The organism is Caulobacter segnis ATCC 21756 (assembly GCF_000092285.1).
Taxonomy (GTDB): Bacteria; Pseudomonadota; Alphaproteobacteria; order Caulobacterales; family Caulobacteraceae; genus Caulobacter; species Caulobacter segnis.
Map to the genome: position 1 here is coordinate 413,881 of NC_014100.1, position 23,028 is coordinate 436,908.

21 protein-coding genes and 1 tRNA gene are annotated in these 23,028 nt (G+C 67.0%); 14 read left to right on the plus strand and 8 right to left on the minus strand.

Annotation, left to right across the window (positions count from 1 at the left end; genetic code table 11):
- Positions 1 to 9 precede the first annotated feature (9 nt).
- On the plus strand, positions 10 to 1,503 hold the full coding sequence (locus CSEG_RS02090) for a sensor histidine kinase (RefSeq protein WP_013077599.1): 1,494 nt from the start codon (positions 10 to 12) through the stop codon (positions 1,501 to 1,503).
- Positions 1,504 to 1,514: 11 nt separating this feature from the next.
- On the plus strand, positions 1,515 to 1,745 hold the full coding sequence (locus tag CSEG_RS02095) for a hypothetical protein (protein WP_013077600.1): 231 nt from the start codon (positions 1,515 to 1,517) through the stop codon (positions 1,743 to 1,745).
- A 10-nt stretch (positions 1,746 to 1,755) separates the two neighbouring features.
- Here the strand turns inward: CSEG_RS02095 and ggt are convergent, their stop codons facing one another.
- Positions 1,756 to 3,498 carry a gamma-glutamyltransferase gene (gene ggt, locus CSEG_RS02100; RefSeq protein WP_013077601.1) on the minus strand — a complete coding sequence of 581 codons (1,743 nt, stop codon included), beginning with the start codon at positions 3,496 to 3,498 and terminating at the stop codon, positions 1,756 to 1,758.
- 252 nt (positions 3,499 to 3,750) lie between these two features.
- Here ggt and CSEG_RS02105 point away from each other — a divergent pair.
- The 3 genes from CSEG_RS02105 (at position 3,751) to CSEG_RS02115 (ending at position 6,715) form a co-directional block, all read left to right on the plus strand.
- A tRNA-Arg gene (locus CSEG_RS02105) sits at positions 3,751 to 3,827 on the plus strand.
- Between the two features lie 141 nt (positions 3,828 to 3,968).
- Positions 3,969 to 4,694, plus strand: coding sequence for a response regulator (locus CSEG_RS02110; protein ID WP_013077602.1), 726 nt, complete (start codon positions 3,969 to 3,971; stop codon positions 4,692 to 4,694).
- Positions 4,691 to 6,715 carry a sensor histidine kinase gene (locus CSEG_RS02115; RefSeq protein WP_013077603.1) on the plus strand — a complete coding sequence of 675 codons (2,025 nt, stop codon included), beginning with the start codon at positions 4,691 to 4,693 and terminating at the stop codon, positions 6,713 to 6,715. Before CSEG_RS02110 ends, CSEG_RS02115 begins: the two co-directional genes overlap by 4 nt.
- A gap of 15 nt (positions 6,716 to 6,730) precedes the next feature.
- Here the strand turns inward: CSEG_RS02115 and CSEG_RS02120 are convergent, their stop codons facing one another.
- From CSEG_RS02120 to CSEG_RS02145, 7 genes are all read right to left on the minus strand, one after another.
- On the minus strand, positions 6,731 to 7,459 hold the full coding sequence (locus CSEG_RS02120) for a response regulator (protein WP_013077604.1): 729 nt from the start codon (positions 7,457 to 7,459) through the stop codon (positions 6,731 to 6,733).
- Between the two features lie 121 nt (positions 7,460 to 7,580).
- Entirely contained in the window at positions 7,581 to 10,820 is a 3,240-nt protein-coding gene (locus tag CSEG_RS02125; RefSeq protein ID WP_013077605.1) for an autotransporter outer membrane beta-barrel domain-containing protein, read from the minus strand.
- Between the two features lie 123 nt (positions 10,821 to 10,943).
- Complete coding sequence (locus tag CSEG_RS02130; protein ID WP_157038961.1) at positions 10,944 to 11,174, minus strand: hypothetical protein; 231 nt, start codon at positions 11,172 to 11,174, stop codon at positions 10,944 to 10,946.
- Positions 11,119 to 11,769: an RNA polymerase sigma factor gene (locus CSEG_RS02135; RefSeq protein ID WP_013077607.1), complete on the minus strand. Its 651-nt coding sequence runs from the start codon at positions 11,767 to 11,769 to the stop codon at positions 11,119 to 11,121. Before CSEG_RS02135 ends, CSEG_RS02130 begins: the two co-directional genes overlap by 56 nt.
- A gap of 114 nt (positions 11,770 to 11,883) precedes the next feature.
- A complete protein-coding gene (locus CSEG_RS21795; RefSeq protein ID WP_083778341.1) occupies positions 11,884 to 12,252 on the minus strand; it encodes a flagellar protein FliS in 369 nt (122 codons plus the stop codon).
- Positions 12,245 to 13,936, minus strand: coding sequence for a flagellar filament capping protein FliD (fliD, locus tag CSEG_RS02140; protein ID WP_013077608.1), 1,692 nt, complete (start codon positions 13,934 to 13,936; stop codon positions 12,245 to 12,247). Before fliD ends, CSEG_RS21795 begins: the two co-directional genes overlap by 8 nt.
- A 59-nt stretch (positions 13,937 to 13,995) precedes the next feature.
- Positions 13,996 to 14,820, minus strand: a complete 825-nt coding sequence (locus CSEG_RS02145; RefSeq protein WP_013077609.1) for a flagellin — start codon at positions 14,818 to 14,820, stop codon at positions 13,996 to 13,998.
- A 237-nt stretch (positions 14,821 to 15,057) separates the two neighbouring features.
- Between CSEG_RS02145 and CSEG_RS02150 the strand changes: the two genes are divergently transcribed.
- From CSEG_RS02150 to CSEG_RS02190, 9 genes are all read left to right on the plus strand, one after another.
- Positions 15,058 to 15,342 (plus strand): flagellar hook assembly protein FlgD, encoded by a 285-nt coding sequence (locus tag CSEG_RS02150; protein ID WP_013077610.1) that lies wholly within the window; start codon positions 15,058 to 15,060, stop codon positions 15,340 to 15,342.
- Between the two features lie 3 nt (positions 15,343 to 15,345).
- The gene (gene flgE, locus CSEG_RS02155) at positions 15,346 to 16,623 is read left to right on the plus strand and encodes a flagellar hook protein FlgE (RefSeq protein WP_013077611.1); all 1,278 of its coding nucleotides are present in this window, start codon (positions 15,346 to 15,348) and stop codon (positions 16,621 to 16,623) included.
- A 2-nt stretch (positions 16,624 to 16,625) separates the two neighbouring features.
- Positions 16,626 to 16,937 (plus strand): hypothetical protein, encoded by a 312-nt coding sequence (locus CSEG_RS02160; protein WP_013077612.1) that lies wholly within the window; start codon positions 16,626 to 16,628, stop codon positions 16,935 to 16,937.
- A gap of 5 nt (positions 16,938 to 16,942) precedes the next feature.
- Entirely contained in the window at positions 16,943 to 18,658 is a 1,716-nt protein-coding gene (gene flgK, locus CSEG_RS02165) for a flagellar hook-associated protein FlgK (RefSeq protein WP_013077613.1), read from the plus strand.
- Positions 18,659 to 18,667: 9 nt separating this feature from the next.
- Positions 18,668 to 19,567 carry a flagellin gene (locus CSEG_RS02170; protein ID WP_013077614.1) on the plus strand — a complete coding sequence of 300 codons (900 nt, stop codon included), beginning with the start codon at positions 18,668 to 18,670 and terminating at the stop codon, positions 19,565 to 19,567.
- 264 nt (positions 19,568 to 19,831) lie between these two features.
- Complete coding sequence (locus tag CSEG_RS02175) at positions 19,832 to 20,191, plus strand: STAS domain-containing protein (RefSeq protein WP_083778342.1); 360 nt, start codon at positions 19,832 to 19,834, stop codon at positions 20,189 to 20,191.
- Positions 20,188 to 20,553 carry a response regulator gene (locus tag CSEG_RS02180; protein WP_013077616.1) on the plus strand — a complete coding sequence of 122 codons (366 nt, stop codon included), beginning with the start codon at positions 20,188 to 20,190 and terminating at the stop codon, positions 20,551 to 20,553. Before CSEG_RS02175 ends, CSEG_RS02180 begins: the two co-directional genes overlap by 4 nt.
- The gene (locus CSEG_RS02185; protein WP_013077617.1) at positions 20,550 to 22,517 is read left to right on the plus strand and encodes a chemotaxis protein CheA; all 1,968 of its coding nucleotides are present in this window, start codon (positions 20,550 to 20,552) and stop codon (positions 22,515 to 22,517) included. Before CSEG_RS02180 ends, CSEG_RS02185 begins: the two co-directional genes overlap by 4 nt.
- Before the next feature lie 12 nt (positions 22,518 to 22,529).
- Positions 22,530 to 23,018, plus strand: coding sequence for a chemotaxis protein CheW (locus CSEG_RS02190; protein ID WP_013077618.1), 489 nt, complete (start codon positions 22,530 to 22,532; stop codon positions 23,016 to 23,018).
- Positions 23,019 to 23,028: the final 10 nt, after the last annotated feature.

Consider the following 23,028-nt stretch of genomic DNA (forward strand, 5'->3'; position numbering starts at 1 on the left):
TCGCCCCGGATGGTCGAAACGGGTTCGCCGTCAGAGACTGAGACCTCCCCGCCCCGGAAACGTTTTCCGTGGCCCGGCGGCCTGTCGGCGCGCCTGCTGCTGTTCACCTTGGTGGTCGTCGCGTTCGGCGGCCTGCTGATCCTGCCGCCCGCTCTGGCGTCCTATGAGGAACAGTGGCTGCTGGACCGCGTCCGGGCGGGAGAACTGGCCTCGACCATCGCCGAGTCCGATCCGGAGCTTCGGGTCAGCGACGCCGTCGCCAACCAGATGTTCGACCAAGCAGGCGCGGTGACCGTCGCCGTGCAGGTCGACGGCGCCCGCCGCCTCGTGCTGCCGCCCAAGCAACCGTTCGAGAACACCCCCTATCTCGTCGACCTGCGTCGCCAGAACCCCGGCTCCTGGCTGGCAGCGCCGTTCTTCACCCTGACCAGCCCCAAGGGCAGCATGGTCCGCGTGATGGCCGAGCCGCGCTATCGCAAGGCCGAGTTCGTCGAGGTGGTGTTGCCCGACGCGCCGCTCAAGGCCAAGCTGGTGGGCCAGCTGTGGCAACTGGCCGGCGTGACCCTGTTCGTCGCCAGCCTGGCGGGGCTGCTGGTCTACGCCTTCCTGAACATCTTTCTGGTCCGTCCGATGCAGCGCATCACCCGCGCGATGGAGGCCTTCCGGGGCGATCCGGACGACCCGGCCGCGCGCCTTGTTCCCTCCAACCGCCGCGACGAGATCGGTCGCGCCGAGCTGGAGCTGGATCGGATGCAGGCCGATCTCTTGGCCGCCCTGGCGTCGAAGGCGCGTCTCGCCGCGTTGGGCGAAGCGGTGGCCAAGATCAATCACGACCTGCGCAACATGCTGACCAGCGCCCAGATGGCCTCCGACCGCCTGGCCGCTCTGGGCGATCCCAAGGTGGCCCAGGCCCTGCCGCGCCTGGAGCGCGCGCTGGACCGCGCCATCACCCTGGCCTCGGACGTCATGGCCTACGGCAAGTCCAAGGAGCCCGCGCCGGTGGTGCGGCCGACGGCTCTGCGGCCCGCGCTGGACATGGCCGCCGAGGACGCGGGCCTGACGGCCAAGGGCGTGGCGCTTGAGACCGTCATCGATCCGCGCGAGCAGGTTTTGGCCGACCCGGATCAGCTGCATCGCATCCTCACGAACCTGCTGCGCAACGCCCGCGAGGCGATCGAGGGCGCGCCAGATCGCGGCGGCAAGGGCAAGGTCTTCGTGGAGTTGCGCCGTGTCGACGGCGCCAGTGTGCTGCGCCTTTCCGACGACGGTCCCGGCGTCCCCGAACGCGCGCGCGCGAACCTATTCCAGCCGTTCGTGGGCTCGGCGCGGCGCGGGGGGACCGGCCTGGGCCTGGCCATCGCGCGCGAGCTGGCCCAGGGCCATGGCGGTGACCTTGTGCTCATTGAAACCGGACCGGGCGGTTCGGTGTTCGATCTTACGCTGGCCGGCGTTCCCGACCCGCTGCCCGAACCGGGCGGCCGCGCCGACGCCTCGGCCGACTAGGAGATCTTGCGATGACGACCACCTGGACCATCGCCGTGAAGCTGGGCGCCTCTCCGGCCCTGGCGCCGATGCACGAGATCACCGTCGAGGCGCCGGACGCCCCAACCGCCTTGCGACGCGTGGCGGCCATGGTCGCCGTGCAGGAGGCCGGCGACGCCGAGCTGTTGATCGACGGTCAGGAGGAGGTCTTCTCCCGCGCCGAGGTGGAGGCGGGCCTGGAAGAGCACCAAGCCCGCTCCTGAACGGCGGTGCTCAGAGGCCCTTGGCCACGCCTTCGCGGCGGGGATCCGCGCCGCCTTCCAGCATGGCGCCCGGGCGCACGATCACGCCTTGCAGGCCCGAGCCCTCGATCTGGCCCACCTTGATGTTGACCCCGCGCGCGTTGAGCGCCGCCAGCATCTCCGGACCGAACAGGTCGGCGTCACCCGAATAGGTCTCGCCCCGCGCCACGACGTTCGGAAGCGATACGGCCTGCTGCATGTTCAGCCCCCAGTAGAACACGCCGACCATGGCCTTGAGGTTGTAGGACAGGATGGCGTTGCCGCCCGGCGAGCCGACGGCGGCCAGGAACTTGCCCTTCTTGTCCAGCACGATGATCGGCGCCATCGACGAGCGCGGCCGCTTACCCGCGGCGATGGCGTTCGCCGCCGGGGCGCCGTCCTTCTCCTTCGGGGAGAAGGAGAAGTCGGTCAGCTGGTTGTTGAGGAAGAAGCCGCCGACCATCCGGCCATTGCCGAAGAGGCTCTCGACCGTCGTGGTCATCGACACCACGTTGCCCTGCGGATCCACGACAACGAAGTGGGTGGTGCCGCCCGGCTCTTGCGTCTTGTCGACGCCAACCTTGGGCGCGCCCTTGGGGAGGCCGAACGGCGGGGGCGCCCCGGCTGTCGTCGTGATCAGCTTGGCGCGCTCGGCGACGTATTGGGGATCGAGCAGGCCGTCGACGGGCACCGTTACGAAGTCGGGGTCGCCGACATAGCGGTCGCGGTCGGCGTACATCACGCGCTCGGCCTGGGCCAGCAGCGTCCAGGCGACCGGATCGGTCGGTCCGCGCTTGCCGATGTCGGTATGCTCCAGCATCCGCAGCGCCTGGATGACCGCCAGCCCGCTGGACTGAGGGTTGGGAACGCAGACGGTGTAGACCTTCCACGGCCGGCACAGGGCGTCGCCCGAGCGGGGCTTGTAGGTCTTCAGGTCCTCCAGGGTGATGCTGCTGGGCAGATCGCCCTCATGCAAGCGGTCGACGATCGCCTGGGCGATCGGCCCTTCCAGCAACGCCGACGGACCTTCGGCCGCGATCTTGCGGACGGTCTCGGCGTAGGCCGGGTTCTTCAGCACGTCGCCGGCTTGGTAGCGGGTTCCATCCGGCTTGGTGAAGTACTTCACCGCATCCGGCTGCGAGGGCTGAGGGGCCCGGGTGCTGTTGATCATCCCCGCCAGGCGCGGACTGACCACGAAGCCGTCGTCGGCCAGCTTCTCGGCGTCCTTGAACAGCGTGTTCCAGGCGACCTTGCCGTGTTCTTTCTGCGCCATCGACAGCATGGCCACTGCGCCGGGCACCCCGGTCGAGCGGCCCGACAGCAGCGCCGTCACGAAGGACAGCGGCTTGCCATCGGCGCCCAGGAACATGTCCGGGCCAGCGCCGCTAGGGGCTTTCTCCCGGCCGTCATAGGCCGTCACCTTGCCCGTCTTGGCGTCGTAGAAGACCAGGAACGCGCCGCCGCCCAGGCCCGAGCTCTGCGGCTCGACAAGGCCCAGCACCGCTTGGATCGCCACCGCCGCGTCGACGGCGCTCCCGCCGTCGCGCAGCACCCGCAGGCCCGCCTCGACCGCCAGAGGGTTGGCCGCCGCCACCATCCCTTTCGAGGCGGGTGACGTCACCGCCGGCCTCGGCGTCGGCATGCCCAGCGCGATCGTCTCGGCCTGGGCGGCCAGCGGCGCGAAGGTCAGCTGAAGGGCGGCGGAAATAGCGAGCAGGGAAGCGAGACGACGCATACGGATCCTCAGGCAGACGAAGAGGGACGACCTGCCCGGCGTCCCGGAAGACCCCATGGACACCAAGCGCGGGACGCTGTCACGCCCAGATAAGCTGCGAGAGGCTTCATCGATCGTGCTTTGAGCGTCGGGCGGGCAGGCCGCGCGCGATACCGAACGTCGTTGCGCCAACTTTTCGAGATTATCCGTCAAACCGGGCTTGCGTCCCCGGAACGGCTGGGCTATCTCCCCCGCCTCGCCGCAAGGCAGTGCGCGCCCGTAGCTCAGCTGGATAGAGCATCAGACTACGAATCTGAGGGTCGGACGTTCGAATCGTTCCGGGCGCGCCATTTTCTCCCAAGCCTTAAATCGCTTCCGCCGCGCCTCGCTCGGCGGCTTTGTCGCGTAGGCGGGCGTTCGCGCGACGTCGCGACGCGGGCGTGGGATTCCCTTTAACGCCGGGTCCGCGCTCATGGTTTAATGTCAGGGCCATGAACCCGCTCGCCGCGCCGACGCCGATCCCCGAAATCCTCCTGGTCGAGGACGACGTCGAGCTTCGCCGAGAAATGGCCGCTTATCTGCGCGACAACGACCATCTGGTGCACGAGGCCGGTGACGCGGCCAGCGCGCGAAAGATCATGGCCGAGCGGGCGATTCAGGTGGCGGTGCTGGATATCAATCTTCCCGGAGAGGACGGATTGTCGCTCTGTCGCTCGCTGGCGGGCGACGGTGGCCCGGCGATCCTGATGCTCACCGCCTTGGGCGATCCCATCGATCGCATCCTGGGACTGGAGCTCGGCGCGGACGATTACGTCGTCAAGCCGATCATGCCGCGCGAGCTGCTGGCGCGGGTGAAGGCGATGTTGCGACGCCGCCCGCCGGGGCCCGCCGCGCGCAAGACCAACATCTACCGGTTCGCCGACTTTCGCCTCGACCTAGCCGCCCGCCAGTTGCGCGCGCCCAACGGCGCCGTGCTGCTGCTGACCCGTAGCGAACTCGCCATCCTCTCCGCCCTGCTCGATCGCGACCGCCAGGTCGTGCCCCGCGACGAGCTGATCGCCCTGCTGCGCGGAGACGAAACCGAGGAGGTCGGCAGGGCCGTGGACCTGCATATCAGTCGGCTTCGGCGCAAGATCCAGGACCAGACCGATCGGGAGCTGATCCGCACCTATCGGGGGGTGGGCTACATGCTCGACGCCAGGGTGTTGGCCGAATGAGTTTCGCGAAGGCTTTTCGTCGTCTGAGCCCGCCGTTGTGGGTCCAAATGCTGGCGGTCGTCGTCGTCGCCATCGTGGCGGCCCATATCGTGACCCTGGTCCTGACGGTGTTCTTCCCGCCGGCGCCGCCGCGTCAGTACAGCCTGTCCGACATCGGGGCGGCGTTGCGCGGTCAGTCGACGCGTCACGATCAGGAGCGGCCGCTGGTCCTGACCCTGGAAGCTGCGCCGCCCAGCGTGGAGAGCCCGGGCTGGGTCGTCGCGCCCTCCGCCACGCGCGACCTCGCCAAGCTGCTGGACGCTCCGGAGACGGACGTGCGTCTGCTCTTCTACGCGCCGCCGCCGCTGGCGGGCCCTCCGATCCCGCCGCCGCCGCGCCACGAGGCCAGCCGGAGCTACGTGTTAGCCGGAATGGCGCCGCCCGGGCCGCGCCTCATGCGGCCAGGATCGGGCAGGCCGTTCCCCGCGCCGGGCGCGTTTCCGGGCGCGGCGCGCGCTGGGGCGTTCCCGCCCGCGGCCATGCGGGACAGCCGCTTCGGTGGCGGGCCCCTGGGCGGAGGCGCTCCGGCGGGCGGGTTTGCGTCCCGGCCCGGCGGTTTTGGTTCGTCGAGGCCGACGCCTCCGACGGATAGGAGCCGCCCCCCCGCGGCCTTGGCCTCCGGGGCGCGCCTCCTGGCCGGGGCCATGGCGCCGGGGGTGAATGGTCCTCCCCGCATCGGCCCCACGCCGGACGGGGGGCTTCGCCCGCCGCGCGGACCGATCATCCGCACGCCGCTGGACGCGGCTGTTTTCGGTGTCCGTTTCCAGGTCCAGGCGCCGACGCCTGCCGAGACGCCAAGGCCCGTTCAGAGCCAGCCTGAGCCGGTCGCCCCCGTCGTCGCCACGCCCGTGCGCACCGGCCCCCCTGCGTCCGTTCCGGCGCCCGTCGAGCGTGTCGCCGCTCCGGATGTCGAGCGCGTCTCGCCCGCGCCGCGTCTTCAGATCGCGAAGCCGGCTCCCGCCGCGCCTCCGGACGCCCAGTCGGGGCGGACGCTGACCGCGCCGGTCACCAGCTTCGGCTTCGCGCGATCGTCCTATGTCGAGGGCGAGTTCGTCGCGGCCGTGAAACGGGCCGATGGGCGCTGGGCGACCGTCCGTCCGCAGCCGGAGGGTTTCCCCAATTCGTGGCAGCGCCGGATTTTCCTCTGGTTCGGGCTGTCGGTGGCCCTGATCACGCCGATCGCCCTGCTGGTGGCGTGGCGCCTGGCCGCGCCCCTCAAGGCGTTCGCCGAATCCGCGGACCGCCTGGGCCGTGAGCCCTCGGCGGATCTGCCGCCGCTGACCGGTCCGGCCGAGATCGGCGTCGCGGCCGAGGCCTTCAACCAGATGCAGCGGCGGATCAAGCGCTATGTGGAGGATCGGACGGGCATGGTCCGGGCCATCTCCCACGACTTGCGCACGCCGCTCGCGCGGATGCGGTTCAAGCTGGAGCGCGCCCCGCCGTCCCTGAGGGCGGCGATCGGACGCGACATGGACCAGATGGAGCAGATGATCGCCTCGGTGCTCAGCTTCATGCGCGACGAGATGGAGGGCGACGCGCGTCAAGTCGTCGATCTGCGCTCGTTGCTGGAGGTCGTGGTCGACGACGCCACCGGTCCGGCCAAGCTGGAGCCGGGCCCGGCCGTGCTGGTCGAAATCGACGTGGTCGCCATCCAGCGCGTAATGGAGAACCTGATCGACAACGCCGTGAAGTACGGGTTCGAGGCGCGCCTCAAGTTGGAGACCATCGCCGGAGAGGCCTGCGTCACCGTCAGCGACTCCGGGCCGGGCATCCCGCCGGAGGAGCTGGAGGACGTGTTCAAGGCCTATCATCGTGGCGCGCAGGCCCGCGCCTCCGGCAAGTCGGGCGTCGGATTGGGTCTGGTGGTGTCACGGTCCACCGTGCGAGCGCATGGCGGCGAGCTGACCTTGCGCCCGGGCTCGCCAGGGCTGGTCGCGGAGGTTCGGCTGCCGGGCGCGCGGACGGTTGAGGCCGCGGCCTAGCGGCTCGGTTCGAGCTTAGTCGTTCGCCAGGCTCTCGACCGCCACCGTCAGCAGGTAGCCCTGGCCGCGCACCGTCCGGATCAGGTCGCCGCCGCCTTGCACGCGGGCGAGCTTGGCGCGGAGGCGACTGACGATCACGTTGATCTGGGGGGAGCCATCGCGACGTTCGCCCGTGCGCGGATCCTGGGCGAGGCGGGCGCGGGGCACGATCTGCTGGGGGCTGGCGAGCAGCGTCTTCAGCAGGTTGAACTCGCCCGACGACAGTTCGACCGCCCGGCTATAGGGATCGAATAGTTGCCGCGTCACGACGTTCAGCCGCCAGCCGTCGAAGCGATAGACGTTGGCGCGGTCCTCGTCGGGATTGGGGCGCATGGCGGCCTGGCGGCGCCGCAGGACGGCGCGAATCCGCGCCAGAAGCTCCCTAGAGCGATAGGGCTTGGCGACATAGTCGTCCGCCCCGATCTCGAGTCCCACGACCACGTCGCTTTCCTCGGCCATGGCGCTGACCACGATGACGCCCGGCGAGTGGTTCTGGCTGCGCAGGCGGTTGCAGACGGAAAAGCCGCCTTCGCCGGGCAGCATGATGTCGAGAACCACGGCGTCGACGGCCGTCGTCGTCAAGATGCGGTCCATCTGTTGGCCGGACGAGGCCGTGACGACCTCGTATTCATGGCGGGAGAGCAGATCGCACATCTGCGCCCGCGCTTCGACATCGGCATCGAGGAGAAGGATTCTTTGCTGCACGCCACAAGCTCCTGGGTCCGAGAACCCTTGAAGCTCTACTGGCCTGTGGAGGCGAAAATACCCTCGCAGTGTATTGAAACAATCGCGATTAAGGCGGCTTTGTGGCCAACTTTTGCAGGGCCTAGAACATCGCCCGACCCGAGAGCCGCAGGTAGTATCGGTTCTGTTTCTTCGCCGCCTCTGCGCCGCCTTCCAGCGCCACGTACGACATGGTCGACCCCGCGCGGATAGCGAGGCCCAAAGTCGCCGCGCCCTGCTTGTCGGCGGTGGAGGTCAGGGTGAACGATTGGCCGCCGCGGAAACGCGCGACCGTATCGCCGATGTCGCCGGCCAGGGTCTGGCGGTAGCCGATACGGACTTCCGGACGCCACCAGACCGCTTTGCCGAACTGGGCTCCAAACACGATCCCGGCGTCGCCGCTGAGATTGCTGAAGCTTCGGGCGTCGCGGATCAGATCGAACCCGTCCCCGCCGCCCGTCTCGCTCCGCTTGCCTTCGCTGAAATAGACATAGTCGAGGCGCGCTTCCGGCCTGACGAAGTAGCGGCCCACGGCCTGCTCGTAGGCCATGCCAGCGAAGGCGTTGGCCGTCACGCCGTTCCAATGGGCGACGCTGGTGGCCGAGGAGTCCGCCTCGCCGTCCGAGTCGACGTCCTCGCTATAGAAGCTGCGATCGCCCGTCAGCCAGCCGTATCCCGCGCCGCCGCCGAGGTTGAAGCGCCAGCCGCCGATCGACCGGCGCCAATAGACCCCGGCCTGGATCAGGGCGTTGGTCGTATGCTCGCCGACCTTGGCGGTGGTGTCGTGCTCCTCGATGCTGACGGCGGCCAAGGTCACGCCCAGAGCGCCGCCCGCATCGCCCATGGCCTCGTAGCCGGCCACAAAGCCCAGGGCCTGGGTGTCTGAGCCCTGATCCTCGCCGTCCTCGCGGCGGACCAGGGTGCTGATCTGCTGCACCCAGACGCTGTCGGGGCCGTAGCGGTCGCCGAGATCCGGCCGAATCATCGTCGCCGCCGAGATCTGCTGGTTCACCGCCTGCAACGCCGAGAACATGCCAAGGCCCTGGTCGGGCAGCATCTGGTTGTAGAGGTTGTAGAAGCCGTCCTTCGTGTTCTGGTTCAGGAAGGCGCTGGCGATGTCGTCGTCCTTCGACAGGGCCGCGAACACCGCGTCATAGGCCGAGGCCTGGTTGCGGGTCATGCCCGCCTCGTCGGCGGTTCGGCGACGCACGTCGATGTCGATGCTGTTCCCCGACTGATACGCCTTGGCGACGTAGATATAGGGCGCGTCGCCCAGCAGATCCTGGCCGATATCGCCGGCCGTCAGGGTTCCGGCCTGGATCACCTCGAAGGTCGAGGCCGTCGTCAGCAGGTTGTTGAACACCAGGCCGAGATTGGCGCCGGAGGCGATGGTGGCGGTGTCGGCGACAAGGCGGGTCGCCGTCCCCGCGGCCGGATCGACGCTGAAGATCAGCTTGCTGTCGGCGCTCAGGGTCAGGTTGCTGACCTTGAGGTCATCGGTGTTGAGCAAGCCCAGCGTGCCCGAGCCGATGTTGATGTCCAGCCGGCCATCGGAGTCCGCCAGGGTGGTCAGCACATAGCCGCCGCCATCGATCGTCAGGCTGTCGGCGCCGTCGCCGAACGAAATGGCGCCGATCACCGTGCCGTTCAGGATGTTCAGCTTGTCGTCGCCGGAGCCCAGCAGGATCTTGCCGATGATCGCCGGCTCGTCGGCGTCGTCAACGCCGTCGCCGTCCGTGTCGGTGTCGGCCACGTCGTCGTCGCCGTCGTCGCCGTCATCGACGCCGGTCTGGGTGATCGTCACGCCCGTCGTGTTCTTCGAGACGTCGATGGCGATCGCCTTGCCGGTGACCGTCTCGTCGCTGGCGTCGTCATTGTCGTCGTCGGTGTCGTAGTCGTCGTCCGTGGCGGTGACGTAGGCGGCGATGGTGCGGGTGTTATTGATGGTGCTCAGCGTTCCGGCGTTGTCGAGGATCGCGTACGCGGTTCCCTTCTCGCCCAGAACCGAGGCGCTGATCACCCCGTCGTTGTTGAGGGTGCTGACCTGGGCTCCGGCGTCGATCACCAGGGCGCGCGTGGAGAAGTCGCCTTCCGAGGTGGTCGAGGCGCTGATCGTGCCCGCGTTCCAGATTTTGTCGGCGATCGCGCCGGACTTCAGATGCAGGCCGTTGGTCTGGGCCTCGTAGCCCGAGGCCGAGACCGTGCCCGTGACGCGTATGCCGCCGGTGATCAGGGTCTCGTAACCCGCGTCGCCGCCGATCTGGACGCCGGTCGTCTCGACGCCGTCATAAGGGCTGGAAGCGCTGACCGAGCCCTTGATGATCAGCCCATAGGCGTCGTCGCCCGTCCCGACCGCTCCGAGGGTCACCGTATTGCTGTCGGAGCCGATCTTCAGCGCCGGCGCGCCGCCGTAGACATAGATCGAGGCCGAGCCTTCCGAGCTGTCGGTGACGCCGTCGCCATCCTCGTCGTCGCTTGTGTCATCGTTCGTGTCGGTCGGCGGGACATCGAGCAGGACGCCGCCGGAGACGTTGGCGGCGATGTTCACCCCGCCGCCGCCTTCCAGCATGTCGTCCGCGTCGAGCAGCGCGCGGTCGTCGGGGTCGCTGTAGCGCGACGTGATGCGGTAGCCGGTTGAAGAGACCGAGCCCTGCAGGACGAAGGCGCCGTCGATCGCCGAGTCCACCGCCACGCCGACCGAGCCTTCGCCCAACACGCTGGTCGAGCCTTCGATCGTGACGTTCCCGGTGACGGAGCCGGCGATGCGGATCCCATAGCCGCGATCACCCGTGACGCTGATCGATCCCGAGTGGACGAGGTTCCCGACCAGCGGCGCTTCGACGCTGATGCCGGAAGAGTCCATGCCCTCGATGGTGATCGAGCCGGAGTTGGTGATGTCGCCGTTGAAGGCGTCGCTTCCCGTCACCCGGATTCCGTAGCGTCGGTACCCCTTCGCAAAGAGGCCATCGTAGTCACCGTCGTCGTCGCTGTCCTCGTAGTCGTAGTCCTCGGTCAGGCTGATCGATCCGGCGCTGGTCACCGAGCCGGTCTTGCCGCCGATGACCAGCACGCCGACGGAATCATCCACGCCGACGCTGGCCAGGCCGCCGTTGATGGTGACGGTGTTGTCGCTGTCGAGCGTGACGATCGGGCCCGAGGCGCTCAAGGTGATGACGCCGTCCTCGGTGACCTTCACGTCGTCGGCCGCTCCGCCATTCGGGCTGGCGGTGGTGATCGCGGTCGTCCGCGAACTGCTGGTGACTTGCACTTCGGCCAGGGCGTCGCCGGCGGCGAGCAGCATCGGCGCGGCGGCCGCCGTGACGATCAGAAACTTGTGCGGCATGAGGACCTTCGAGGGACTATCCCCGCGAGCCCTAGCCGTTGGCCTTGACCGCTCCGTGGCCGGGTTGTTTCCGCCCCGCCGCGCCTCGTAATCTGGCGTAGCTGGGCGTCATCTCGCGCAACCTTAGTCCGCGCCGCGTCCCAGCGCGGCGTCCAGCACAGCCTCCGTCAGAGCGGTGTCGAGCGGCTCGGAGGTGGCCTCCGGGGTCTCGCGAAGGGCGTTGGCCAACAAGGCCACCGCTTCGTCGGACTCGGCAAGCAAGGCGACCGCTTCATCGTTGTCGGGCCAGCGCCCGATATCAGCGCCCAGCGTCGACAGCCGCTGACGAAAAACCGAAAGATCCATGATGGCCAAGGCTCTTCTGCCTTTGAATGAGGAGGCGCAGCGCTTGCTTACCCCGCTTGAGGAGCGAGCGCACGGCCTGTTCGGTGGTGTCGAGGACGCCAGCGATTCTGCCCACGTCCAGGTCTTCGAAATAGTAGAGCGTCAGAGCCTGGCGTTGGCTGTCCGGCAGGCGCTGCAGGCAGTCTCGTAGCGAACGGGCGCTTTCGCGGCGCTCCAGGGCCTGCTGTTGGTCTTCGACCGGAGCGGAGGGCGCCGCGTCGGCTAGGCGGGTGATGACGTCGTTCGGCTCGGGCGTGGCGCGCCGGCGGCGATAGCGGTCGATCGCCTTATTGACCGCGATCCGATGCAGCCAGGTCGTGAAGCGGGCGTCGGGCGTCCAGTTGTCCTTGGCGCGCCAGGCGGCGACGAAGGCTTCTTGCGCGATGTCCTCCGCCTCATGGGCGTCGCTCAGGATACTGAGCGCCAGCCGCCGCACGACTCGGGCGTGACGGTCCACCAGAACGCGAAAGGCCTGCTCGTCGCCGCCTCGAGCCGCCTCGAACAGCGTCTCGTCGGCCCAGCTTTGGCGGGCGTCCTTGCTCATGTTCTCGGGTTGATTGCGCATATTCGTGGACCGTTCCGCGATTTCCGTCGGATTTGGTCAAGCAATGTGCATGCCAGTCACAAACATTCATAAGTGAAGCTGAATGATATTTTTCGTTATTGAATTATGTTGTTCTTATTCAATCTTTCGAAATTCGCGGCACAGCGGCTGCAACATATCTATGGCTTGCTGATACGAACTTGCTCTGTTCGCGATCTTTTCATTCCTGTTGAGTAAATTCAGCAACCTTAGGTAATATTGCCTCAACCGTTCTCCATCTCCGCCCACTGCGGAAAAATTCAAGGTTGTTGCAAGAACGGTGAGTATCCGTACGCCCTTGGCCAGGTGCGCGCACATCTGGTCGAGCGCATTTTGCTCGTGGGCATATTTTGCCGACGATATCGATCGATAAAGTTCCTCGTGCACGGCCGTAAGGACGTCGCGCGGATTTTGATTGAGCTGCTGAGAGGCCTTGTAGGCCTGGATCGCTTGATTGCTATTCATCGCTGTCGCTTGAGCTGCCTAGAATGGATTTGATCTGTTCTTGTAGGACCTGCGCGGCGTAGAGCTCCTGCTCCATGGCGGAGTACTTCGCGATCAGCCTGTCGCGGTAGATCTCGGCGTCATCGCGGATCCGGGTCGACTTTTCGGACAGATCGCTGCTGGCGTCGTTCAGGCGCTCGATCTCGCCTTGAATCAGGCCCGTCGAGGCGTTGGCGTAAGCGTCGAGCTGGGTCGTGACGAGGTCCGCGAAGCCCTGGGTCAGCTTCACGCCGATCGAGACGCTTTGACCGGCCACGAGCGCGAACGAGAGACCTTCGTAGAGGGTGCCCGCCGCGCCCACGAGCCGGCTGCCGGACACCGTGAACAGGCCGCTTTCGCCGCCCGCCGTGACATCGCTGATCGCGCCGTCGGTAACCGTCACGTCCAGCGTAAAGTCGAGCGAGGCGGCGCTGCTGTTCTTCAGCAGCTTCAACGCGCTGTCGGTGGTCGTGAAGCCGCTTTCGAAAAAGCTGCGCAGGCCGTCGAGGTCGGTCAGCAGCAGGTTGTCCAGCGTCGTCTCGTCGGACAGCTCCAGCTTGTTGTCGGCGGTCAGCGTGACACCCAACGCGGCGAGGCTGTTGGCGTCGGCGTCCGACCCCGCCTTGGTGCTCAGGGTGGCGGACAGTTGCTTGGTCACGCCGCGGAGCAGCGAGTCCGCGAACAGCACCGCGTCCTCGGCGACCGTGCCGTCGGCGGAAACCGCGGAGTTGGTGTCGAGGAAATCCCGCAAGGCGTTGTACGCGTCGATGAAGTCGGTGATCGCCGTCTTGATGTCGGCGTAGTCGGCCTCGACATCGAGGGTCACGGTCTGATCGGTGGTCGTGATCTGCAGCAGCGAGATGGCCAGGCCCGGAATTGTGTCGGTGAGTTGGTTGCTGTCGCTGGTGATCGTGACGCCGTCGATGGTGGCGATGGCGGGCTGGGCGGCCTGAAGGACGTTGGTGAAATCGCCGCTGTCGTCCACCAGGCCGATCGCGGCGGCCACGCCGCTCGTATCGGAAAGCGCGATGTCGACATTGGTGTCGGCCGCCGACAGGACCAGTTTGTAGGCGCCGGCGGAGACCTTCAGGAGCGTGGCGCTGACGCCGGTCGTGTCGCTCTGCTCGTTGATCGCCTCGGCCAGGTCCGAGAGCGTCATGTCCGAGGTCACGGCGATGGTGGCGGGCGTTCCGCCGGCCACGCCGATCGTGAAGTCGCCGCCCTGTCCGAGCGCGGTCGAGGAATCCAGGCTGTCGGAGGCGACCTTCATCGCCTTGGCCAGTTGGCTGACCGTCACCGTGTAGCTGGCGGCGACCGCGTCGGACTCGGCGCTGACGGCGATGATGTCGGTGGCGTCCGAGCCGTCGGAGGCGGTGAGGTAGGCGGTCTTGTCGTCGAAGGCGTTGCCTGTGCTGGTCGACAGGCTGCTGTAGGTCGTCGACTTCAGCGACGACATGGAGCTGGTGATGTCGTCCAGCAGCGACTGCAGGGTCTGATAAGAACTGATCTTGGTCGTGTTTGCCGTGACCTTGGCGTCAAGCGTGTCGGCGCGCGCGGTCTTCTGCGCCACCGCCGCTTCGATCAGGGAGTCGGTGTCCAGGCCCGAGATCGTGCCGGTCAGATAGCTGGTCGACCCGGTGGTCGAAACCGTGCTGGTGCTGGTCATGGGATCGCCAAAGGTGCGGCGGGAGGACCGTCAGGCCCCCCCGCCAGTTTCCGAGCCGACTACTGCAGCAGCTTCAGAAGCGACTGGCTCATCGAGTTGGCCTGCGAGAGGGCCGAAATCGCGGCGCTGGTCAGCGTCTGATAGTTGGTGAAGTTCGTCTGCTCGCTCGCGATGTCGACGCCCGAGATCGACGACTCGGCCGATTTCAGGTTTTCCAGCGAGGTGCTGATCACGTCGCCCCGGAACTCGAACCGCGACAGGCTGGCGCCGACATTGGCTCGCATTTCGGAAACGGTCGTGATCGCCGCGTCGATCTCCTCCATCGCCGATTGGGCGGTGGCGGAGTCGGTGATCGCGGTCGTGGTCAGCCCCAGAGTGGTGGTGTCGGCGCCGTCCAGGGTCACCGTGATGATATCGGTGCTGGACGTGCCGACCATGAAATCGACGCCGGTCGAATAGGCGCTCGTCCCATCGAGCAGAGCCACGCCGTTGAAGGTCGTGGTCGTGGCGATGTCGTCGATTTCTTCCATCAGCTGCGAGTACTCGGCGGTGATGTAGGAGAGGTCATCATCGCTGGAGCTGCCCGACTGCGCCTGGGCCGTCAGCGCGTTCATCCGGGTAAGGATGTCGGCGATGTTGGACAGGGCGCCGTCGGCGGTGTTCAGCACCGAAGTGCCGCTGGTGACGTTGGTGGCGGCTTGGTTCAGCGCGGAGATGTCAGCGTTCATGGACGTCGCGATGGCCAGGCCAGACGCATCGTCCTTGGCGCTCACGATCCGCGAGCCGCTCGACAGCTTGGCCAGGGATTCGCTCTGCGCCGCTGAGTTGTTGTTCAGGTAGCGCAGGGCGGTGTTGGCCGCCGTATTGGTCGAGATAACAGGCATTTTCTAATCCGCTTCTCTTCGGAAGCCGGGCGGGGAAAGTCCCGACCGGGAAGCGTCGACCGCGGTTCTTCGCGAACGGGCTTCACGGATTGAACGGCGCGTGTCGTCCGGATGGGGCGGTGTTTTTCGCCTGCGAATTTTCCGAAAATTTCTGCGCCCCATCCGACGGGGAGCCTCCGTTCAAAAGGTCATCGGCGCCGGCAGGGCGTCGCACCTCTGGAACCCTCGAGGCCTCCGATGACCGCCGTCACCTCCACGACCAGCGCCGCGACGACGACCAGCACGACGTCGTCCTCGTCGAGCTCGCTGAAGCTGGGCACGACCGACTTCCTGAAGCTGCTGATGACCCAGCTGGAGAACCAGAACCCGTTGGATCCCAGCGATCCCACCGAGTTCACCAGCCAGCTGGCGACCTATTCCCAGCTCGAGCAGCAGATCAGCATGAACGACACGCTGACGACCATGTCGGACACGATGTCGAACGTGCTGACCCAGGTGTCGCTGCTGGCTTCGGAGAGCTGATCCATGTCGCTCTCAGCCGCTCTTTCGACCGCCGTCTCGGGTCTCACCGCCCAGAGCCGCGCCCTCTCGGCCATCTCCGAGAATATCGCCAATTCGTCGACCACGGCCTACAAGACCACCGACGTCTACTTCCAGGCCCTGGTCAGCGGCGGGAAGGGCTCGTCCACCTCGACCAGCGCGGTCACCGCCAAGTCGAGCCAGGCCATGTCGGTCCAGGGGACGGTGACCTCGACCAGCGTCGCCACCAACGTGGCCATCCAGGACGCCGGTTTCTTCGTCGTCACCAGTGATCCGGCCGGCGCCGCGTCGGAGGACATGTACACCCGTAACGGCAGCTTCGAGACCAACGCCGACGGCTATCTGATCAACACCGAAGGCTTCTACCTGATGGGGTGGCCGACGGACGCCGAAGGCAATGTGCTGGCGTCGAACACCAATGACCTGACCGGGCTTTCGGCCATCAACCTGTCCTCGATCGGCGGCACCGCCAAGGCGACCACCGAGATCGAGATGAGCGCCAACGTTCCCGCCGACGCGGCGGTGGGCGCGGCGCTGACGACCAGCATGCAGATGATCGACTCGCTGGGCGTCAGCCACACGGTCGGCCAGACCTGGACCAAGACGGCCGACAACACCTGGGAACTGACACTGTCCGATCCCGTGCTGACCTCCGACGGAACGACCCAGTCCGGGACGATCAACGGCGGCCCGTACACCGTCGTCTTCAACACCGACGGCTCGCTGGGCTCGGTGACGCCGGCGCTCGACTTCACCGTCACCGGCTTCAGCAGCGGCGCGGCCGACAGCGCGGTCAGCTTGGATATTGGCGAGGTCGGCGGCACGGACGGGGTCACGCAGTACGCCTCGACCTCGTCGACCATCGGGCTGGAGGACGTCCAGACCGAGCAGGACGGCGCGCTCTACGGCGAGCTTTCCGGGATCAGCATCGACTCCGACGGTCTGGTCACCGCCAATTTCGACAACGGCATCAGCCTGGCGATCTACCAGATCCCGATCGCCACCTTCAGCAACCCCAACGGCCTGACCCTCGTCTCCGGCACGACCTACGACGAGAACAGCGCCGCGGGCCAGGTCCACCTGAACCTGCCGGGCGAAGGCGGTGCGGGCTCGCTGGTGGCGAGCGCCCTGGAAGGCTCGACCACCGACATCGCCACTGAGTTCAACAAGATGATCATCGCCCAGCAGGCCTATTCCGCCGCCTCGCAGGTGGTCAGCAGCGCCAGCGACATGTTCGACTCCCTGATCCAAGCCGTGCGCTAGCCATGGAGATGTTCGAGAAACTGGCCGCCAAGGCGCAGGCCTCGCGCGAGAGCGGTGGGGGCGCGCCGGTCGTGGAAACCGTCGAGGACGCCATCGCCCTGGCCCGCGCCGTCGCGCACAGGCTGGACGGTCTGACGGGCGATGCGCGCCTTCTGATGCTGTCGAACCTCGACGATGTGCGGCGCGCTCTGGACGGGCGGATGGCGCGCGTGGCGAGCGAGATGGAGGCGCAGCGCGCCCAGCTCACGGCGATGAACCGCAGCCTCCGGGCCATCGACGGCTACGGCGGTCGCGCCCCGCGCGGGGAGCGCTAGCGGCCATGTCGCTGACGTCGATCCTGTCCTCGGCAGGCGCGGCCCTGACGACGGCCCAGTACCAGATCGCCGTCTCGCAGACGAACGTCGCCAACGCCGACAACGCCAGCTACAGCCGCAAGACCGTCACGACGACCGCGACGACCCAGACCCTGGCGGTCTCGACCGCGACGGTCACCCGCGCGGCGGACGCCTATCTGGCCAAGACCGTCGACAAGACCGCCGCCGCCGACGGTCGCGACGCGGTGATCGACACCTATCTGCAGTCGTACGACGCCAGTCTCGGCTCGGTGGACGGCGGCGACGACGTCTCCAGCCTGCTGACCGCGTTCCAGACCGCCTTGAGCAGCCTGGCCTCGTCCAGCACCAGCGCGACCAAGGCCTCCGCCGTCTCGGCGGCCAGCAGCCTGGCGTCTTCGATCCAGTCGCTATCGGGCGATATCCAATCCCTGCGCAGCCAGGCCAATCTCGAGATCGGCGAGACCGTCGACACGATCAACAGCACGCTCGAGACCATAAAGACGCTGAACGATCAGATCGTCAGCACGACCGCGTCCGGCGGGGACGTCAGCGACCTGGAGGACCGCCGCGCCGCCGCGGTGACCACCCTGTCCTCGCTGATGGGCGTGTCGACCTACAAGACGTCCGACAATCGGGTGATGGTCTATGCCCCCGGTGGCGAGCAGCTGCTGGGCGCCTCGGTGGCCAAGCTGTCCTACAACCCTTCGAGCAGCCTGTCGGCGGACACGGTCTATCCCGGTTCGATCTCCGGCGTGACGGTCAACGGCAAGGACATCACCACCTCGCTGACCTCCGGCAAGCTGGGCGGGTTGATTTCCCTACGCGACGATGTGCTGGTCGGCGAGCAGGACGCCTTGGACCAGCTGGCCTCGACCTTGATCAGCCAGGTCAACGCGGCCGCCAACAGCGGCTCGGCGAGCCCGCCGCCCAACAGCCTGACCAGCGCCATAGCGGTGTCGGGATCCGACGCCTTCAACGCGACCGGATCGGTGCGCGTGGCGGTGACCAATTCCAGCGGGGCGGTGGTTTCGACCCAGGATATCGACCTGTCCGCCTACGCCACGGTCGATGATCTGATCGCCGGGCTCAATTCCATCAGTGGGCTGAACGCCTCGATCTCGAATGGCAAGCTGACCATCGCCGCCGCGTCGTCGACCCATGGCGTGGCCCTGGCCGATGTCGGCGCGTCGATCGGCGGCGAGGGGGTCTCCGGCTACTTCGGCTTCAACGACGTCTTCTCCGGCGACACGGCGGTCGATATCGCGGTGTCCTCCACGCTGACGAGCGACGCCTCGAAGTTTCCCGCCGCAACAATGGACGCCACGAGCGCCCTGGCCGTCGGCCAGATCGCCATCGCGTCCGGCGGAACGGGCGCCGCCAACGCGATCGCGTCCGCGCTCTCGACGTCGACCAGTTTCACGGCGGCGGGAAATCTGACGGCGGGCCAGTCCAGCCTGCTGACCTACGCCGCCGGGTTCGTCTCGACGGCGGCGACCACGATCGCCGGCGCGGCGAGCCAGGCCGAGACCTCGAGCGACGCCTACGCCGCCGCCGTTGATCGCCTGGCCAACCTCACCACCGTCAATCTCGATGAGGAGCTGGCGATGCTCGAGACCTACCAGCAGGTCTATCAGGCCAACGCCCAACTGACCTCGATGGTCCAGGACCTGTTCGACGTTCTGATGAACATGGTCAATTGAGGCGTCGCGATGATCACCCGCATAGGCACCTTCGCACATTCGAACGCGTTGATCGCCGCCAGCCTGCGCACCCAGGCCAAGCTGGCGGACCAGCAGACCCAGGAGTCCACCGGGCTGAAGTCGACCTCGTTCGGGGGACTCGGCACGGACGTGGCCTCGCTGCTGAGGATGTCCAGCCAGTCGACGCGGCTGACGGCCGACAACGGCGCCGCTCAGACCGCATCGGCCTATGTGCAGTCGGCCTATGCGGCGGTGGGCGACATCGCCGACCTCGCCAATACGATCAAGTCTCAACTCGCCGCGCAGATCAGCGGGACCAGCCTGGACGGCGACAGCCTGGCCGCCTACGCGCGAGGCTGGCTCGACGATCTGCAGACGCAGCTCAATAGTCAGGTCGGCGGGGTCTATCTGTTCGGCGGCGAAGCTGTCGACGCCGCGCCCGTCGACTTTTCATCCGCCGACTATGATCCCACCGCCGTCGGAAACACCGGCTACTATCAAGGCGCGTCGACAACCCGGACGTTCGCCAGCGTGGACGGCTCGAAGATCTCTCTGTCCATCACCGCGCAGGCCGGCGGTTTCGAGCAACTCGCTCGAGCGCTGTCGATGGTCATCGCCGATCCTGGCGACTCCGACACGCTGTCGGCCGCCTTCGACCTGGTCGGCGAAGCCGTGTCGGGTGTGGGCGCCGTGCAGGAAGGACTGGGCGTCCAGGCCAGCCAGCTCTCCAGCCTGATCAGCCGCAACGAGACCAAGATCGATACGCTGGACGACCTGGCTTCGCAGCTTAAGGGGGCCGACTTGGCGCAGGCCGCTGTTCTGGTCACCAACTACCAGACCCAGCTGGAGGCGCTCTATTCCACGATCGGAACGCTCTCGTCCTCGAGCCTGCTCAAGTACCTGGGCTAGCGCCATCCCCGTTACGGGTATGCCCGGATGGGTTGTCATCGCGTCGTGGGGCGAAGCCGAAGCGCCTGCGCTGGCCCAAAATCCGGCCTCTCCCCAGTATTTTGGGGGATTTCTGCGGCTACAAGCCAACTTTGAATATCGTTGTTATTTGAGTCGCGTGGCGTCTAGCCACATGCGACGGAATGTCGCCGCGAGGTGGCAAGCATATTTACCTCGATTTAAGATTGAGGATCCCAAAATACAGACACGATTATCTCCGTCCAGATGGCGGAGGTATATTTATACGCGAGAGGGGGCGTGGTGCCGGAAGTTTCGGAACACTTGGTCAGCTTCTCGGGAAATTTGACGATCGGAAATATATCCGACGCTCACTTGGCCCTGGTCGACGCCATGGGCCAAGATGCGCCCGTCGTGGTGAGCCTCGACGATGTCAGCGAAGTCGACCTCACGTTCGCTCAACTTCTGGAGGCGGCCCGGCGCACGGCGACCGCGCGCGGCCAGATCATCCGCCTGGAGAAGCCGGCCGAGGGCGCGCTGCTTCAGGTTCTTCAACGCGGCGGTTTCCTGGATCCGGACGACGCCGATCGCGCGAATTTCTGGTTTGGGGGAAAGACACACTCATGAGCGCTATTCTCACCGTCGATGACTCGGCGAGCATTCGCGCGGCGATCAAGATCGCCCTGAGCAGCGAAGGCTACAATGTCACCGAGGCGGCCAACGGCGCCGAAGGCTTGGACAAGGCTTCCGCCGGCGGCTTCGACCTGATCGTCACCGACCTAAACATGCCGGTGATGGATGGTCTGACGATGATCCGCCAGCTGCGGGCCAGGCCCGCCGGCGCCGGGGTGCCGATCATCTTCCTCACCACCGAGTCCGACGCGGACGTGAAGGCCGAAGCCAAGGCGGCCGGCGCCACTGGGTGGCTGACCAAGCCCTTCGAGCCCGACCAACTGGTCCGGGTCGTCAAGAAGGTCCTCGCCAAATGAGCGGCCTCGATCCCATCGAGACATTCCGTCAGGAGGCGCAGGAGCTTCTTGAGCAGGTCGAACAGGGCCTGCTCGATTTGGCGCATCGTCCGGGGGATCGAGACCTGATCGACGCGGTCTTTCGAGGACTGCACACGCTAAAGGGCTCGGGCGCGATGTTCGGCTTCGACGCCCTCGCCGCCTTCACCCATCACTGCGAGACGGCCTTCGATCGCGTGCGCAAGGGCGAGGTCCCGGCCACGCCCCGTCTGGTGGCCTGCGTCCTGTCCGCCCAGGATCACATGCGCGCGCTGGCCGAAGGGCGTCCGGTCGAGCCCGGCGCCGGCGAGGCGCTGCTGGCCGATCTGCACGCCGCCGTCGAGGGCGGCGACGCGCCCGTGGGAGCCGCCGAACCGGCGGCGCCTGACGCGCGTAAATGGAAGATCCGCTTCAGCCTGCCCGCCGACGCGCTCGTCAACGGCGCACGCCCCCTCCCGTTGCTCGATGAACTGCGTGACCTGGGCGACTGCCACGTCCGGGTCGTCACCGACGACGTGCCGATGCTGGAGGACCTGGTCCCCACAGAGTGCCATCTGGCCTGGGAAGTCCTGCTGACCACGCCGCACGGCCGCGACGCCATCGACGACGTCTTCATCTTCGTCATCGACGAGATGACGCTCGAGGTCGAGGAGCTGACCGCTTCTCGTGACCTCGACAATCCCATGGCCGAGGCCGCCGGATCCCCTTCGGCGGTCAAGGCCGAAAAGTCCACCGAGACGGCGGCCGCCCAAGACACCCGCGCCGCCAAGAGCGGTGAGACCGTCCGCGTCCCCGCCGAGCGGCTGGACGAGATGATGGATCGGGTTGGCGAGCTGGTCATAGCCCAGTCGCGCCTGAAGCAATTGGCCTCCTCCAGCCTCGACACCGCCCTCCGCGCCGTCGCCGAAGAGATCGAGCGCCTGGCCGCTGAGATGCGCGACACCATGATGGTGGTGCGGATGGTGCCGGTGATCCAGCTCTTCGGACGCTTCCGCCGCCTGATCCACGACCTGCAGAACGACACCGGCAAGAAGATCGATCTTCACATCGAGGGCGAGACGACCGAACTCGACAAGACCGTGATCGAGCGTCTGGCCGACCCGCTGGTCCACCTTGTCCGGAACGCCGCCGATCACGGCCTCGAGACGCCCGAACAGCGCCTGGCCGCCGGCAAGCCCGAAGCGGGCGTGATCCGTCTTTCCGCCGTCCAGTCCGGCGCGGAGGTGTTGATCACCATCACCGACGACGGTCGTGGCGTGGATCGCGACCGGGTGCGCGCCAAGGCCGAGGAGAACGGCCTGATCACGCCCGGCCAGGTCCTGACCGACAATGAGCTGTTGAACCTGATCTTCGCGCCCGGCTTCTCGACGGCCGCGACGATCACCAACCTGTCCGGCCGCGGCGTCGGCATGGACGTGGTCAAGAAGACCATCGAGGGTCTCCGCGGTTCGCTCGACATCACCAGCAACCCCGGCCAGGGTTCGGTGGTCTCGCTGCGCATCCCGCTGACCCTGGCGATTATCGACGGTCTCCTGATCCGCGTCGGCGCCAGCCGCTTCGTTATTCCGCTGGCGAATGTCGAGGAATGCGTCGAGCTATCGCCGGCCCAGGACTTGCGCTCGACGGGTCGCAGCCTGATCACGCTTCGTGATGAGCTCGTGCCGTTCATCCGCCTGCGCGAGCAGTTCAAGACCGGCAGCGCGCCGGACCCGCACCAGAAGATCGTCGTGGTTTCGACCGGGCAGGATCGGGTCGGCCTCGTCGTCGATCAGATCCTGGGCGACCACCAGACCGTCATCAAGCCGCTGTCCGGCTTCCACGCGGACATCGGCGCCTTCTCGGGCGCGACGATCCTGGGCGACGGCGGCGTGGCCCTGATCCTCGACATCCCGACCCTGGTCCACCTGGGCCAGCGCCATGACGCGCAGATGCGCGTGGCGGGCTAGGCGGAGCGCGACATGACCCAACACGCCATCGAGGCTTTGACCTTTGATCTCCAAGGCGAGACCTTCGCCCTGGAAGCCGGCCTGGTCCGCGAGGTCCTGGACCTGCTGCCCGAGACCGAGGTGCCCGGCGCGCCGCCGTTCGTCGGCGCTGTCATAAACTTCCGTGGACGGATTATTCCGCTCGTCGACCTGCGCGTCGCCTTCGAAATGGAGCGCGGGGACCCGACCATCGACACCCGGATCGTCGTGATCGAGCATCCGCTGGACGGAGAGCCCGCCCTGATCGGTCTGCGCGCCGACAAGGTGCACGAGGTCACCACGATCACCCACGAAACCACGGAGGACGTTCCGCGGATCGGCCTTCGGTGGCGCACCGATTTCATCCGCCGGCTGGCCCGGCGCGACGGGGACCTGATCGTCATCCCCGACCTTGACCAGATTTTCGCCGCTCGGGGCCAAACGGCTTCGGTCACTTCCCTCCATCCGACCCAAGCCCGTTGAGCGACTGGAG

Excerpts from the sequence above, each read along its gene's own strand:
- CSEG_RS02090 (WP_013077599.1), top strand. The coding sequence starts at position 10 with ATGGTCGAAACGGGTTCGCCGTCAGAGACTGAGACCTCCCCGCCCCGG.
- CSEG_RS02095 (WP_013077600.1), top strand. The coding sequence starts at position 1,515 with ATGACGACCACCTGGACCATCGCCGTGAAGCTGGGCGCCTCTCCGGCC.
- ggt (WP_013077601.1), bottom strand. The coding sequence starts at position 3,498 with ATGCGTCGTCTCGCTTCCCTGCTCGCTATTTCCGCCGCCCTTCAGCTG.
- CSEG_RS02110 (WP_013077602.1), top strand. The coding sequence starts at position 3,969 with ATGAACCCGCTCGCCGCGCCGACGCCGATCCCCGAAATCCTCCTGGTC.
- CSEG_RS02115 (WP_013077603.1), top strand. The coding sequence starts at position 4,691 with ATGAGTTTCGCGAAGGCTTTTCGTCGTCTGAGCCCGCCGTTGTGGGTC.
- CSEG_RS02125 (WP_013077605.1), bottom strand. The coding sequence starts at position 10,820 with ATGCCGCACAAGTTTCTGATCGTCACGGCGGCCGCCGCGCCGATGCTG.
- CSEG_RS02135 (WP_013077607.1), bottom strand. The coding sequence starts at position 11,769 with ATGCGCAATCAACCCGAGAACATGAGCAAGGACGCCCGCCAAAGCTGG.
- CSEG_RS21795 (WP_083778341.1), bottom strand. The coding sequence starts at position 12,252 with ATGAATAGCAATCAAGCGATCCAGGCCTACAAGGCCTCTCAGCAGCTC.
- fliD (WP_013077608.1), bottom strand. The coding sequence starts at position 13,936 with ATGACCAGCACCAGCACGGTTTCGACCACCGGGTCGACCAGCTATCTG.
- CSEG_RS02145 (WP_013077609.1), bottom strand. The coding sequence starts at position 14,820 with ATGCCTGTTATCTCGACCAATACGGCGGCCAACACCGCCCTGCGCTAC.
- CSEG_RS02150 (WP_013077610.1), top strand. The coding sequence starts at position 15,058 with ATGACCGCCGTCACCTCCACGACCAGCGCCGCGACGACGACCAGCACG.
- flgE (WP_013077611.1), top strand. The coding sequence starts at position 15,346 with ATGTCGCTCTCAGCCGCTCTTTCGACCGCCGTCTCGGGTCTCACCGCC.
- CSEG_RS02160 (WP_013077612.1), top strand. The coding sequence starts at position 16,626 with ATGGAGATGTTCGAGAAACTGGCCGCCAAGGCGCAGGCCTCGCGCGAG.
- flgK (WP_013077613.1), top strand. The coding sequence starts at position 16,943 with ATGTCGCTGACGTCGATCCTGTCCTCGGCAGGCGCGGCCCTGACGACG.
- CSEG_RS02170 (WP_013077614.1), top strand. The coding sequence starts at position 18,668 with ATGATCACCCGCATAGGCACCTTCGCACATTCGAACGCGTTGATCGCC.
- CSEG_RS02175 (WP_083778342.1), top strand. The coding sequence starts at position 19,832 with ATGGCGGAGGTATATTTATACGCGAGAGGGGGCGTGGTGCCGGAAGTT.
- CSEG_RS02180 (WP_013077616.1), top strand. The coding sequence starts at position 20,188 with ATGAGCGCTATTCTCACCGTCGATGACTCGGCGAGCATTCGCGCGGCG.
- CSEG_RS02185 (WP_013077617.1), top strand. The coding sequence starts at position 20,550 with ATGAGCGGCCTCGATCCCATCGAGACATTCCGTCAGGAGGCGCAGGAG.
- CSEG_RS02190 (WP_013077618.1), top strand. The coding sequence starts at position 22,530 with ATGACCCAACACGCCATCGAGGCTTTGACCTTTGATCTCCAAGGCGAG.